This is a genomic window from Chryseobacterium sp. FR054 (assembly GCF_056844565.1).
Genome location: NZ_JBXDSA010000003.1, coordinates 327,247 through 340,846, shown reverse-complemented (window position 1 = coordinate 340,846; position 13,600 = coordinate 327,247). Strand labels below are relative to the sequence as shown.

Genomic DNA, 13,600 nt, shown 5'->3' with positions numbered 1-13,600 from the left:
ATTAAATTAATCTGAGTGCGGGTGAGGCCGGAAGATGGGGAAGCTTATAGTAATCTCATAACTGCTCTCTTCCGGCTTCTGATTTCAAACCTGTATCAGTCAGAAAAGCTTTATCAGGAATATGAAAAAATCAATGTTTTATTGGTTATGTTGATTAATATTGTGTGTTTTTCATTGGTTTTTGTTTATGGATTAATATTTTTCATAAATTTGGGAAATAACCGGATAACTATATAAACATGAAAAAACTTTACTTTTGCCTTGCTCTTTTCGGAGCCTTACAGAATCTGTCCGCTCAAAAAGATTACTGTGTAAAAGATATCTCGATTACCTATACTACCATTTCAATTTTTACAACAGACGGTAAAATATATACCTGGGGACAAAATGGTTTCGGGCAGGCCGGTACAGGAAATTTTCAGGACCAGAATACTCCCTATCAGCGTCCGGTCACACCGGATTTTGCCACCGTTTTTCACGGATTAAGTCATACCGTAGGATTAACGGCAGACGGTAAAATATACGGATGGGGCAGAAATATGAGATCGCAGGTAGGAGACGGAACCATTATAGACCGGCATACTCCTGTACAGGTGGGTTCTGATACAGACTGGAGAAAAGTAACGGCAGGAACTGTACATACAATCGCTTTGAAAAATAACGGCACACTTTGGGGATGGGGAAATAATTCCGCCTGTGAACTGCATGCCACCCCGGCAAATCCTTATCCCAATAACTATTATGTTCAGCCTATACAGTTAAGTCCGGATAATAGCTGGGAAGATATAACCGCTGGAAGCGCAAGAACTTTTGCCATAAAAAAAGACGGGACATTATGGGCAAGAGGAAGAAATTCAGGATATGGTTTAGGAATTGGATATGGCGAGAACATGTGCGTTACCAATTTTACACAGATCGGTACAGATACCAACTGGAAGAAAGTATTTACTTCTGCTTCGGGAGACTTTACACTGGCTTTAAAAACCAATAATACTTTATGGGGTTGGGGTGATAATGTTGAGGGGGCCGTAGGAAACGGAGCGGGCAATTTTGTTCAGAGTCCCGTGCAGATAGGAACAGATACCTGGAAGGATATTGCTGCAGGGCAGAGTTATTCTGTCGGGATTAAAAGTAACGGAACATTATGGGGATGGGGAAGAGGATGCTGGGATTACACAGGAGCTATTATAACACCTGCTCACTCGCTATCTCCTGTACAGGTGGGAAATGATATAGATTGGGTAAAAGTATACGGAGGTCATTGCATTTCACTTGCACAGAAAGCGGATGGATCTGTCTGGGCATGGGGTGGTTATGGAAATCTTTGGAACGGCGGTGTTCCTGCTTCATCTTCACAGCCTCTTCTTATTTTTCAGTGTCCAAGAGCCTCCACTTCCGAAACAGAATTTGAACTGTCTGATATTATTTTATATCCCAACCCTGCCGATGATAAAATTTCCTGGGCAAAAAATATTCCTATTGAAAAAGTGACCATTTATGATATGAGCGGAAAGCTGGTGTCATTGCAAAGTGTTTCTGAAAATTCTGTAAATGTTTCCACCCTCGTTACAGGATCTTACCTGATAAAGCTTGAATCAAAGGACAAATTAATTTACAATTCAAAGTTTATCAAAAAATAATTTCTGTTTTATAAAAGCCTGAAGCTGGAAGAAGTAACTTCTATCCTCCTTTCTTCCATCTTTCAGTCTTTAATCTAAATGTCAGCAGATCATATTCAGTCTGTATCCATAATATTGTATACTTCTGTATCTGTATCCGGTGTTGAATACTCCATAATTTTGTTTAGCTAAAGAAGAAAATACGATGGAAACAACAGTTCAATATCAGGAGCAGATTCAATATGCTGAGGTATATATTTCAGATATGCCGGCATTGAAGAATGTATTTCTGCAGACCCAGTCTGCCCGGGCTGCCGGCGCAGATTTCGGAATTCCTTTTCTTTTGGCTAAAAAGAAAGACGGAATCATCATGTTTGCCAGTCTTGTTATCAATGAAAAAGGAAAAACTGCCTTTAAGATTCACTGTGCAAAAATAGTTACAGAGCCGGAAAAACGAAATTTTACAGTCAGGGCTGAAAGTTATTTCAAACAGAACACCACTCCCAATTTCAGGAATCCGGAACAGCTGAAAAGCAGTATTAAAAGTATGGCTGACTGGCTGGATTTTTAATAAAGCGTTGGGAAAATTGTACATTTACTTAAAACCTGAATCCAATGTCTAAAGATGTTCTGTATCTTAAAATAGCCAATTCCGTTACCGAGCAGATCAAAAGTGAAACCTTACAGTTTGGAGACAGACTGCCTTCGCTGAGAAGTGCCCAGAAATTATATAATGTCAGCTTAAATACGGTAAAGCAGGCATATATGGAGCTGGAAAGCCGTTCCCTGGTAGAGTCTCGCCCTAAATACGGATATTATGTAAGCCAGACTTCCCAACGGAAACTGGCACTGCCTTCCGTGGGAAAAATGAAGACTTCAGAAGGTGAAAATACCCCGGAAGATCTTATCGGGAAAGTATTCGGAACCATTGATGGGACGGATGTCACTCAGTTTGCATTGGGAATTCCGGGGAAAAGCCTTCTTCCTGTGGCTAAGATGAAGAAATGCATGATTGATGTGATGAAGAGAAAACATGACAGCGGAACCAATTATGAGCCGGTGCAGGGAAGTGAGCGTCTCCGCCGTGAAATAGCCAAATGGTCTATCGTGATGGAAGGGAAGATTACCGAAGATGATCTGGTAATCACTTCCGGAGCCATGAACGGAGTATATAACTGTCTGATGGCCGTTACCAGGCCGGGAGATTCCGTTGCCGTGGAAAGCCCTGTTTATTTTGGAATACTTCAGGCGATTCAGCTGCTGGGACTGAAAGCAGTGGAAATTCCTACCCATCCCATTAGCGGCGTGGATCTGGATGCCTTGAAAAAAGTGCTTCCCGATCTTTCTGCATGCTGTTTTGTGGTGAATTACAACAATCCTTTAGGCTTCCAGATGCCGGATGAAAATAAAAAAAAGCTGGTGAAGATGCTTACCGAACATAATGTTCCGCTGGTTGAAGATGATGTGTACGGAAATATTTATTTCGGGGCAGGGAGACCGAAGCCGTGTAAATTTTATGATGAAGCCGGAATTGTGATGTGGGTCGGTTCGGTTTCCAAGACGCTGGCTCCCGGATATCGTGTGGGCTGGGTAGCTCCGGGAAAATTTAAAGAAAAGATCATCCGGCAGAAACTGGTTCAGACGGTCTCTGGCCCGTCTCTGTTTTCAGATGTCATAGCCGATTTTCTTGAGCATGGCCGTTATGACCATCATCTGAGGATGTTCAGAAAGAAACTGTATGCCAATTACCTTCAGATTCAGAAATCGGTGACGCAGTATTTTCCGGATAACACCAAAATATCGGAACCCAAAGGAGGTTTTATGCTGTGGCTGGAGCTGGATAAAAGAATCTGTACAGAAGATCTGTATGATGAAGCACTTAGTCAGAAAGTGAATTTCGCACCGGGAAGAATGTTTTCGCAATACAACCAGTACCAGAACTGTATGCGCCTGAATTATGCCCTGGAATGGACCGACCGTGTTGAAAGTGATCTGGAAAAACTGGGAAAAATGATTAAAAACAGAATATAATAAAATTTAAAACGATGAATGATATGAATAATGAAGTAAAAATCGTCGCTTATGAACCTCAGTATAAAGAGGCCTTTAAAATACTGAATGAAGAATGGATCAGAACCTTTTTTGTGATGGAATCAGGAGATTATAAGCTGCTGGATCATCCTGAAGAACAGATTCTGAACAAAGGCGGACATATTGTTTTTGCTTTGCTGAACGGAAATGCTGTGGGAACATGTGCGCTGGTAAAGGCAAATGATAAGCCTCTTACTTTTGAACTTTCAAAGATGGCGGTAAGTCCTGAAGCCCGGGGAAAGAAAATAGGGCATCTCCTGGGGCATGCCCTGGTGGAAAAAGCAAAAGAATTAAAAGCGGAAAAGATATTTCTTGAAACCAATTCCGTTCTGGTTCCTGCAATAAAGCTGTATGAAAAACTTGGATTCCAGCATATGCCGGTTACCAATCCGGGCTACGACCGTGTAGATGTACAGATGGAACTGATTCTTTAACAAACCGGCTCTTCCGTCTCCAGAAAAAATTTTCCTATTTTTGTGAAATTCCTTATTTCAATGAAAAAGATTATTCTCATCGAAGACGAAACCAGTGTAGTATCTTTTATTAAAAAGGGACTTCAGGAAAACGGATACGAAATTTCTGTCGCTTTTGACGGGCGTACAGGCGTACAGCTGGTACAGGCTAATGATTTTGATCTGGTTATTCTGGATATTATGCTGCCGGAAATGAACGGCCTGGATGTCTGCAAAGAAATAAGAAAAACCAATCAGAGTGTACCGATTCTGTTTTTAACGGCACTGGGAACTTCAGAAAATATCGTTCTCGGGCTGGAAAGCGGGGGAGATGATTATCTGGTGAAACCTTTTAAATTCATAGAACTGGTGGCCCGTGTAAAATCTCTTTTAAGGAGAAGCCATAATCATGTACCTCAGGAAATCGCGGAGCCGGAACCTGATAATGAGTATGTATTTCAGTTCTCTGATCTTACTGTAAACGATTATACCAAAAAAGTGACCCGTGCAGGAGAGGATATTTCCCTTACTTCTACGGAATACAAATTACTGCTGTACTTTCTGAATAACCCGGAAAAAGTAATTTCCAGAGCAGAAATTCTGGATGCCGTCTGGGGCGTTAATTATGAACTGGGGACCAATGTTGTAGATGTCTACGTGAATTATTTAAGAAAGAAACTGGATAGTCATGATGATAATAAACTGATTCATACCGTGATAGGAATGGGGTACGTACTGAAAAAACCTTAATGGATGTTTAATAAAGTTGTCACAAATCAGACCAAAACGATGGTGCTTCTGATGTTGGTTTTTACCGCCATCATCCTGCTGTTCAGTGGATTGGTTTACTTTTCAATTGTCAACTTTTCGCATCAGAGATTTTACGAGCTGCTGAAAATCCGTACCGCTACCATCGTACAGATCGAAAAAAGCAAAGACCACCTCGATCTTCCGGAAAACTATATTCTCAACAGTCTGAATGATGAGGAACTTCCTATGGAAAGGGATTATGTTTTTGCCGTTCCTTCGGATTCCAACTTCAGAAAGATCTCCCAGGAAGTTCATATCCCGGATTCTTTTTTCAAGAATATCGTCAGAAAAGGGGAAGCCAATTACAACGATAAAGAATTCTATTATATCGGGCAGACCTTCCGATATGATGATAAAGATTATATCGCCATTGCTTCTGCTAAAAACCATTATGTTATTTATTACCTCGGGTTTTTAAAAAGGACGCTGATTACCTGCATTGTGCTGTCCCTGTTTTTCAGCATGATCTTCTCTTTCTATCTCTCTAAAACCTTATTTAAACCGATTCTGAAAATCACAGGAAAGGTAAAAGAAATCAGCTCCGAAAACCTTCACCTCAGGCTGGAGCCACAGCCTGATAATAAGGAACTGAATGAGCTGGTGGATACCTTCAACGGTATGCTTAACCGCATCGAAACCTCCTTTGAAACCCAGAATCACCTGATCGGAAATGTTTCCCATGAATTAAGAACTCCGCTTACTTCCATTATGGGCGAAGCGGATGTCGCTCTTTCCATCAGCAGAACAGCGGATGAATACAAAGAAACCCTGGAAATCATCCTGGATGAAGCGGAAAAACTGGATAAAAAAATCAAAGCTTTATTAATGATCGCGCAAACCGGTTTTGACGGCAAGATCCAGAAAATGGACAAGGTAAGGATAGACCAGCTGCTGTGGGATGTTATTGAAACATTAAGAAAAATAGATTCCAGGAATAATATCTATCTGGACATCAGTATGCTTCCGGATAATCCTAAAAAACTGAAAGTTCAGGGTAACGAACAGCTTCTTCACCTCGCCGCTGCCAACATCATCAGTAATGGATGCAAGTATTCTAATTTCCAGCAGGTAAAAGTTTCGCTGGGAGCCACGGATACAGATGTATACATCATCGTAAAAGACAATGGGATCGGAATTCCTGAAGAGGAAATGAATAAAATCTATGACCCTTTTTTCAGGGCTTCCAATACCAAGAATTACGAAGGTTACGGAATCGGGCTTCCTCTTGCCCGGAATATCGTAAGAATGCATCAGGGAGAACTGATCGTAAGTTCCCATGAAAACCACGGAACCACCGTACAGATGCGCTTCCCGAATTTTTACAGCATGTATCCGGAAGGATAGAAAAAAACAATGAGTTGTACGTATGCCGGATTTTATGTTCACATTTATTTCGGTTTTAATATTGTAATTTAGATATAATTTTCTGTAAATCAGTTTTTTATTGATGGTTTCTGATTCCTGTTCTCCGCCATGTTAACTCCTTTTAACAATTTTCTAATCTCATTTTAATCTCTTTAATCACATTTTAATTCCATTCCAAAGATCTTCTAATCTGGCCGTTCTAGTTTTGTATCATCAAAAAAGATGAACACAAACAAAATCATAAAGAACATGGCTAAAACAATTTTAATTGCAACAGATTACTCTCTTGAGTCTTTAAACATATTGAAAAAAGTACTGAAAGAGAAAGACGCAAAAGAGGATCAGAATCAGTACAGAATCCTTCTTGTTTCAGGATACGATCAGGGAGACTCTATCAGAGATCTTTTATTCAATACCAAGAGTACCGTATTCAGTAAGATCAGGCCTGAGGAATTCTGTGATGCTTATGGGATCATCAGGAATAAATACCCGCATTTAGTTGATAAAATTGTCTGTGACATTTTCACGGGAAGTTTCCAGAGAACCTTCAACCAGTATGTGAAAGCAGAGAATATTGAAGAGGCTTATTATTCTCCCTCTATTAAAAGTAAAGGAAAAGGAAAATTCGATCTTATTCCTTACATCAGGAAATGCAGAGCACTTCAGTCTCAGGAAATTAAAGTAGAAGTTCCTGAAAGACTTCCGGAAAGAGGAAGGCTGGCTGAGATCTTTGTGGAAGCCTAAAAAATAAACACACGATTAAAAAAAAGAAAAAATGTTAAGAAATTATAGTAACAGCAGAACGTTGGGAGACAACATCAGATTGGGAACGCTGACTGCATTCACTGCAGGTACTATAAATATAGCTTCTCTATTGATTTTCCTCTCATTTACGTCCAACGTAACGGGGCATTACGCCATTTTAGCGGCAGAGATCAGTAAAGCCAACTGGACGCAGGTCGCAGTTGTAGGAGGGTGGATTTTCCTGTTCTTCTTCGGAAGCTTCCTCTCCAATTTCATTGTCATCAATTTCAATAAAAAAAGCAAGTATTTTGCCCATGCAATGCCTATTGTGCTGGAGATCATATGTCTTTTGTTCGTAGGGGTATACGGTCAGTTGTATTATCAGAAAACACTTGAAGAAACAGAATATCTGGTAGCCCTGATGCTTTTTGCCACAGGACTTCAGAATGGCCTTACGGCAAGTATCTCCAATTTCTCGGTAAAAACCACCCACCTTACGGGAACCACTACCGATCTTGGCATCCTGTTCTCTATGTTTACCCAGAAAAAATACAGGAAAAACGGAGAACTGATCGGAAGAGCGAAGCTTCTGATGAGTATTATGGCAGCCTATGTTTTGGGAGCGGTATTCTCCGGGCTGACGTATTATTACCTGGAGTTCAGGGTATTTTATGTGATCAGTATCTGTCTTCTGATCGTCATCGGGTATGATGCCTACAAGATTCATGTAAGACACTTCAATACCAGATACCGGTACAGCAGGATTTATAAAAAACCGAACCTTTTGGCATACCTGTATGACAAAATTCACGGAATTCCCAAGAGAAAGGAAAAAAGAAAGCTTGTATTTGAAGACTAAATTATAAAGTAAATATCAGTATTATTTTTTTGTGTAAACTAGCTGTGAATCAGTCCTCTGTTTGTTATGAGCAACCGGAGGGCTGTTCTTTTTAAATAAAGAAACCATGCCGGACACGTACTGTCAGAAGTATTTCCGGCAGGATTGTTGATTTGTTGATAATTAAATATTAATTCACGGCTTTAATCTTTTAATTACCGTTTTCATTAACTATTTTTGTAAGTTGATTAAACGTTTTATGTCAGATATTATTCAGCTTTTACCGGATCATGTAGCGAACCAGATTGCCGCAGGGGAAGTGGTGCAGAGACCTGCATCCATAGTGAAGGAACTTTTGGAAAATGCGATTGATGCGGGGGCCGCTAAAATAGAATTGATCGTAAGAGATGCCGGAAAAAACCTGATCCAGGTAGTAGATGACGGAAAAGGAATGTCTGAGACAGACGCCAGAATGGCCTTTGAAAGACATGCCACTTCCAAGATCAAAGGAACAGAAGATATCTTTAAGATCGCTACCAAAGGTTTCAGAGGTGAAGCTCTGGCTTCTATTGCTGCGGTTTCCCAGGTTGAGCTGAAAACCAAGCAGAATGATGCCAAAATAGGTACGAATATCTACATTGAAGGAGGTGTTTTCCAGTTTCAGGACCCGGTGCAGACAGCGGACGGTTCCAATTTCATGGTAAAAAACCTTTTTTACAACGTTCCGGCAAGAAGAAAATTCCTTAAAAATAACAATGTCGAGTTCAGACACGTCATCGATGAGTTTCAGCGGGTGGCACTCGCCCATGAAAACCTGGAATTCTCTCTCTTCCATGATGATGAGGCGGTTTTCAGGCTGAGAAAGGGGAGCCAGATGCAGCGTATCGTGGATGTATTCGGAAGAAAACTTCAGCCGCAACTCGTTCCTATTAAAGAAGATATCGGGTGGTGCCAGCTTCACGGATTTGTTGCAAAACCGGAAGGTGCTAAAAAAAACAGAGGCGAACAGTTTCTTTTTGTCAACGGAAGATATTTCAAAAGTCCGTATTTCAACAAAGCGGTTCAGGAAGCTTTTGAAGGATTGCTTCTGCCGGGCTATGTTCCTTCTTTTTTCCTTTATCTGGAACTGGATCCCGGAAAAATAGATGTCAACATTCATCCGCAGAAAACAGAAGTGAAATTTGAAGATGAACACCTTATATTTGCTTTGCTGCGTTCAACCATTAAAAGGTCTCTGGGAATCTATAACGTTTCCCCAAGTCTTGATTTCGACAGAGATCCGGAACTGGATGAGATGATGAACAAACCTATCCCGAGCAAAGGCAACGGCGGAGGCGGAGGAATGATCAAAATGCCTGAAATTATTGTAGATAAAGACTACAATCCGTTTCTGGAAGAAAGAAATGTACAGCCGGAAGAAATTCAGAATCTTACGGAAATGTATCACCAGAACATTACGGCAGAGCCTTCCAAGATCAATTTATTTGAAGATGAAGATTTTGATGAAGACCTGATGAGACTTCCGAACGGCTACTGGCTGTTCAATAAAGGTGATGTTACCCTGATGCTGGATTTAGGAAGAATGCACAGGCTGCTGGTTTCGGAAAATAATAAATCCGCCAGAAAATCAAATACCAACAGTCATGCACTGCTGTTTTCTCTGGAATATCATATGAATGAAATAGAGAAAACAAAATACAACGCCATAAAAAAATATCTCCCGGAACTGGGGTTCGAGATGAAGATCGCCCATGAAAGCGTTCTCAGAATAGATTCACTTCCGGAAGGTCTGAAAGAAACACAGGCCATGAAATTCCTTGAAAACCTTTTTGAGATCCTGGAATATAAAACAGAAGAAGAATTCATGCATTATTACCACAACCAATGGAACAAAATGCAGTCGAAATCAAGATTCGATTTTATTTATAAAAAAGATGCGGAACAGGTAATCAAAGACTTTACAGCATTAGGTTTCCCTGAATTTTTACCGGATGGCAAAAGATGTTTCTACGAAGTTCCGTTTAATGATTTTAAAAACAAATTTTAAAGATGTTCAACAGTATACCTCCGATTACAAAGAATTTAATCATCATTAATGTTATTGTATTTATCGGGTCCTATTTTCTCGGAAGCAAGGCGATAGAATACCTTGCCGGATTTTATCCTTTTTCTCCTTTCTTCCATTCCTGGCAGGTCATTACCCACATGTTTATGCACGGAAGCATCATGCATATTCTGTTTAATATGTTTACGCTGTTCAGTTTCGGGCCTATTCTGGAGCAGACACTGGGAGAAAAGAGATACCTTATCCTTTACTTTTTAAGCGGGCTTGGAGCTTTTTTCCTTTTCAACGGCTGGAACTTTGTTGAGGTTCAGCAATATACCCGGGATTTACAGGAGCTTGGCTTTAATGTCAGTGCTTATTTATCCGGTGCCAGCGTTGAGTTTTCAGGAAATGCCGGGGCTGTTCTGAAACAGAAAGAACTGCTGGAGAACCTCAAAGATATTGTGACAACGCCAATGGTAGGTGCTTCAGGGGCTATCTTCGGAGTGGTGGCGGCCTTTGCAACCCTTTATCCTGATGCCAAAATTGGTATAATGTTTATTCCGGTCCCTATGAAAGTAAAATATCTGATGCCTGTCGTTATCGTAGTTTCCGTATATCTCGGTGTTTCCGGAAACGGAGGGGGAATTGCCCATCTGGCTCACGTAGGAGGAGCGTTGGTAGGGTGGCTTCTGGCAAGGAACTGGAAAAAACACCTGTACCGTTTCAATTAAAAAAGCGTTGTGAAAGTTTTCCGTCTCATCATCCTTATCCTGCATCTGGGCATTCTGTTCCTGATGCTGGGTACCTTAATGAATGCCTATATTCCGCCTAAGATATTTCCGTGGTTCAATCTGCTTTCGTTAGGATTTCCTGTTCTTATTACAGCCTATATCATCTGTATCCTGTTCTGGCTTTTCAGCTGGAAAAAAAGAACATTTGCCTTTATGCTGGCCGGACTGGTTTTTATTAATCCGGTGAAACGCTGGATCAGCTATTCTGATAAAAAGAGCAGCCCGGATGATATAAAGGTGGTGACTTTTAATGCTAAATCCGGATTACTGGGACTGGAAGGCATAGAAAATTATCTGAGCAGCCTTGATGCCGACGTTATTCTGCTTCAGGAATGCGGGGGTAAAGAAATAAAGGTGAAAGGAATGCCGGAAGCGAAGATCGGGCACAATGGCGGTGTTCTGGCCTTTTACACCAAACATAAAATAGTGGGTTCCAAAGACCTGATTCAGGGAAATTACACTTTGAACAACGTCTATGCTTCTCAGGCTGATATTGAGATCAGGGGAAAAGTATACCGGTTTGTCAATGCTTACCTGGAACCCTATAAATTTGAAAAGTCAATGGTAAAAATGGATGGTGATAAAGAGCAGGACCAGAGAAAACTGAAGGGAATTGTGAAAAGGCTTATTCCGGTTTTTAAAAAACATCAGGATCAGGTAGCCGAAATCAGAAAAGGAGTGGACGGATCCCCTTATCCCGTATTTTTAGCCGGAGATTTCAATTCGGTGCCTAATTCCTACGAATATTATCATTTGTCTGAAGGCCTGGAAGATGCTTTCATGAAGGCAGGAAAAGGAAGTGCTACCAGCTTCCACGATTACAGATTTCCGATCCGGATCGATTATATTTTTACCTCAAAATCCATTGAGCCGGTTTCCTATAAAGTAGACCGAACCGTGAAGCTTTCGGACCACTATCCTGTGGTGGCAACATTCTCTTTAAAGAACTAATAATCATAAAATTAGTTAAAAAAGACAAGCTTGGTAGGATTTTTGATTAAAAAAATCCGTACCTAGACCGTTATTTCATGAAGCCGAATCAGATATTGCTATTTGTACATATTGCCGTTGCCGTTTTATTGTTGTGCACATTGGGGAATGCATGGATTCCACCGAATCTTTTGGGGAATCTCAATCTTCTTTCCCTCGGCTTTCCTTATCTGATTGTTGCCTATATTGTGCTGACGCTGGTCTGGGCCTTCCGGAGAAAAAAAATAGCGATTGCCTTTGCTCTCGGAATGCTGGTTTTCTATAATCCGGTAAGAAGATGGGTGAATTTCACTCCTAAAACAGCCAATATAAAAACGATCAGAGATATTAAAGTTCTTACCTTCAATGTAAAATACGGTGATTTTGGCTGGGATAAGGTGAAAAAATACATCAAAGACCAGAATGCTGATATTGTTCTCGTTCAGGAAAAAGATACCAACAGAGCCATCAGAAATGATCTGGTAAAATATCCTACCGTGATCCTGAAGACAAAACATAAAATTGTAAGACAGGAAGAGCTGATTCAGGATAATTCAAGAGGAAATTCGTTCTATGCCGATGTAGATATCAACGGGAAAATCATCAGAGTGGTGAATGTTTATCTGGAACCGTTCAGACTTCATAAATCTATGCTTCAGTTTGATGGTTTAGGAAAACAGAAAGACAAAATTACAACCCTGCTTTCCCACATGACGCCCACTTTTAAGGCTCATGAGGAACAGATCAGGAAGATAAGAAAAGTGGTCGATTTTTCTCCATATCCCGTAATTCTGGCCGGTGATTTCAATTCCGTACCCAATTCTTATGAATATTACAGTCTCGGGAAAGATCTTCAGGATGCTTTTCTTGCCGTAGGCAACGGAATATCTACCAGTTTTCATGATTATAAGGTTCCTCTGAGAATAGATTATATCTTCAGTTCAAAATCTATTATTCCTTTAAGCTATAAGGTGGATCAGTCTGTAAAATTATCGGATCATTATCCTGTAATTGCGGAATTTCTGTTAAATTAGTTCCATGAAAAATATATCTGCAGTACTTTTGATCATCCTGATGTCACTGGCCGGCTGTTCAAAGAAAGATACCCCGGAGTTCAGCGGGAAAGAGGATACAAAAGCACATTATGATACAACGGCTATTGATTCTTTTTCAAACGGAGCTACATCGGTAGATATTATCCGCAAGATCAGAATGTCGTCACAGAAATATAAAGATTCTTTATTACAGGCTAAAAAGCTTCAGGATGAAGAGAAAAAGCTGAAGGCAGAGCTTGAAAAAGAAGGCCAAAAGAAACCGGAGGAAGAGAAGAAAAAAACGGATGCGGAGAAAAAGCAGAAAGAGACGGCTTCTCCGGCTGCAGAAAACAAAACACAACAGTAGATCAGCAAACTTTAAAAAATATATAATATGAAAAAACAATTTTTAGCTGCAATAGCAGTCGTTTCACTGGTTGTAGTATCCTGTACAAAGTCAACGACTAAAACCGAGCAGGTTGAGAATCCGGACGGATCTGTCACCACTACTTCTACAACAGTAACAGAGGGGCCGGGAGTGGATACTTCCAAAATCAACAAAGCAAAAGAAGATATTAAAACCCAGGTGGATGCCGCAGGAAATAAGATAGACAATGCCGCCCAGAAAGCTAAAGACAAAATTGACGAAACAGCGGATAAGACCAAACAGGATCTTAACAAGGTAGGCAAAGATATTAAAAGCGGTGTTCAGGAAGCCGGAAGAGATGCTAAAGATGCCGCAGCAAAAGGAGCTTCAAAAGTAGAGGAAGCAGCCAAAAAAGTAAAAGAAGACTTAAAGAAATAAACGGTATAGTTTCTATCTGATAACGTACAAAAGCC

At 40.5% G+C, this 13,600-nt stretch carries 14 protein-coding genes; all 14 read left to right on the top strand.

The window, feature by feature from the left end:
- Window positions 1-239: 239 nt before the first annotated feature.
- The 14 genes from AC106S_RS14320 to AC106S_RS14255 all read left to right on the top strand — a co-directional run bounded on the left by AC106S_RS14320 (window position 240) and on the right by AC106S_RS14255 (window position 13,565).
- Complete coding sequence (locus AC106S_RS14320) at window positions 240-1,640, top strand: RCC1 domain-containing protein (RefSeq protein WP_482440029.1); 1,401 nt, start codon at window positions 240-242, stop codon at window positions 1,638-1,640.
- Between the two features lie 184 nt (window positions 1,641-1,824).
- On the top strand, window positions 1,825-2,190 hold the full coding sequence (locus AC106S_RS14315) for a hypothetical protein (RefSeq protein WP_482440028.1): 366 nt from the start codon (window positions 1,825-1,827) through the stop codon (window positions 2,188-2,190).
- A 44-nt stretch (window positions 2,191-2,234) separates the two neighbouring features.
- The gene (locus AC106S_RS14310; RefSeq protein ID WP_482440026.1) at window positions 2,235-3,650 is read left to right on the top strand and encodes an aminotransferase-like domain-containing protein; all 1,416 of its coding nucleotides are present in this window, start codon (window positions 2,235-2,237) and stop codon (window positions 3,648-3,650) included.
- Window positions 3,651-3,673: 23 nt separating this feature from the next.
- Window positions 3,674-4,144, top strand: a complete 471-nt coding sequence (locus tag AC106S_RS14305) for a GNAT family N-acetyltransferase (protein ID WP_482440024.1) — start codon at window positions 3,674-3,676, stop codon at window positions 4,142-4,144.
- A 60-nt stretch (window positions 4,145-4,204) separates the two neighbouring features.
- On the top strand, window positions 4,205-4,912 hold the full coding sequence (locus tag AC106S_RS14300; protein WP_482440022.1) for a response regulator transcription factor: 708 nt from the start codon (window positions 4,205-4,207) through the stop codon (window positions 4,910-4,912).
- A gap of 3 nt (window positions 4,913-4,915) precedes the next feature.
- Window positions 4,916-6,316 (top strand): sensor histidine kinase, encoded by a 1,401-nt coding sequence (locus tag AC106S_RS14295; protein ID WP_482440020.1) that lies wholly within the window; start codon window positions 4,916-4,918, stop codon window positions 6,314-6,316.
- Between the two features lie 270 nt (window positions 6,317-6,586).
- On the top strand, window positions 6,587-7,081 hold the full coding sequence (locus tag AC106S_RS14290) for a hypothetical protein (protein ID WP_482440019.1): 495 nt from the start codon (window positions 6,587-6,589) through the stop codon (window positions 7,079-7,081).
- A 31-nt stretch (window positions 7,082-7,112) separates the two neighbouring features.
- Window positions 7,113-7,940 (top strand): YoaK family protein, encoded by an 828-nt coding sequence (locus AC106S_RS14285; protein ID WP_482440018.1) that lies wholly within the window; start codon window positions 7,113-7,115, stop codon window positions 7,938-7,940.
- Between the two features lie 238 nt (window positions 7,941-8,178).
- Window positions 8,179-9,966 (top strand): DNA mismatch repair endonuclease MutL, encoded by a 1,788-nt coding sequence (gene mutL, locus AC106S_RS14280; protein WP_482440016.1) that lies wholly within the window; start codon window positions 8,179-8,181, stop codon window positions 9,964-9,966.
- 2 nt (window positions 9,967-9,968) lie between these two features.
- On the top strand, window positions 9,969-10,697 hold the full coding sequence (locus AC106S_RS14275) for a rhomboid family intramembrane serine protease (protein WP_482440014.1): 729 nt from the start codon (window positions 9,969-9,971) through the stop codon (window positions 10,695-10,697).
- A gap of 9 nt (window positions 10,698-10,706) precedes the next feature.
- Complete coding sequence (locus AC106S_RS14270; protein ID WP_482440013.1) at window positions 10,707-11,708, top strand: endonuclease/exonuclease/phosphatase family protein; 1,002 nt, start codon at window positions 10,707-10,709, stop codon at window positions 11,706-11,708.
- Between the two features lie 77 nt (window positions 11,709-11,785).
- Complete coding sequence (locus AC106S_RS14265) at window positions 11,786-12,760, top strand: endonuclease/exonuclease/phosphatase family protein (RefSeq protein ID WP_482440012.1); 975 nt, start codon at window positions 11,786-11,788, stop codon at window positions 12,758-12,760.
- Between the two features lie 4 nt (window positions 12,761-12,764).
- The gene (locus AC106S_RS14260; protein WP_482440009.1) at window positions 12,765-13,127 is read left to right on the top strand and encodes a hypothetical protein; all 363 of its coding nucleotides are present in this window, start codon (window positions 12,765-12,767) and stop codon (window positions 13,125-13,127) included.
- Window positions 13,128-13,154: 27 nt separating this feature from the next.
- A complete protein-coding gene (locus tag AC106S_RS14255; RefSeq protein ID WP_482440007.1) occupies window positions 13,155-13,565 on the top strand; it encodes a hypothetical protein in 411 nt (136 codons plus the stop codon).
- Window positions 13,566-13,600: the final 35 nt, after the last annotated feature.

What these genes read in the sequence shown, in the direction of transcription:
- AC106S_RS14320 (WP_482440029.1), top strand. Translation starts at nt 240, where the DNA reads ATGAAAAAACTTTACTTTTGCCTTGCTCTTTTCGGAGCCTTACAGAAT.
- AC106S_RS14315 (WP_482440028.1), top strand. Translation starts at nt 1,825, where the DNA reads ATGGAAACAACAGTTCAATATCAGGAGCAGATTCAATATGCTGAGGTA.
- AC106S_RS14310 (WP_482440026.1), top strand. Translation starts at nt 2,235, where the DNA reads ATGTCTAAAGATGTTCTGTATCTTAAAATAGCCAATTCCGTTACCGAG.
- AC106S_RS14305 (WP_482440024.1), top strand. Translation starts at nt 3,674, where the DNA reads ATGAATAATGAAGTAAAAATCGTCGCTTATGAACCTCAGTATAAAGAG.
- AC106S_RS14300 (WP_482440022.1), top strand. Translation starts at nt 4,205, where the DNA reads ATGAAAAAGATTATTCTCATCGAAGACGAAACCAGTGTAGTATCTTTT.
- AC106S_RS14295 (WP_482440020.1), top strand. Translation starts at nt 4,916, where the DNA reads ATGTTTAATAAAGTTGTCACAAATCAGACCAAAACGATGGTGCTTCTG.
- AC106S_RS14290 (WP_482440019.1), top strand. Translation starts at nt 6,587, where the DNA reads ATGGCTAAAACAATTTTAATTGCAACAGATTACTCTCTTGAGTCTTTA.
- AC106S_RS14285 (WP_482440018.1), top strand. Translation starts at nt 7,113, where the DNA reads ATGTTAAGAAATTATAGTAACAGCAGAACGTTGGGAGACAACATCAGA.
- mutL (WP_482440016.1), top strand. Translation starts at nt 8,179, where the DNA reads ATGTCAGATATTATTCAGCTTTTACCGGATCATGTAGCGAACCAGATT.
- AC106S_RS14275 (WP_482440014.1), top strand. Translation starts at nt 9,969, where the DNA reads ATGTTCAACAGTATACCTCCGATTACAAAGAATTTAATCATCATTAAT.
- AC106S_RS14265 (WP_482440012.1), top strand. Translation starts at nt 11,786, where the DNA reads ATGAAGCCGAATCAGATATTGCTATTTGTACATATTGCCGTTGCCGTT.
- AC106S_RS14260 (WP_482440009.1), top strand. Translation starts at nt 12,765, where the DNA reads ATGAAAAATATATCTGCAGTACTTTTGATCATCCTGATGTCACTGGCC.
- AC106S_RS14255 (WP_482440007.1), top strand. Translation starts at nt 13,155, where the DNA reads ATGAAAAAACAATTTTTAGCTGCAATAGCAGTCGTTTCACTGGTTGTA.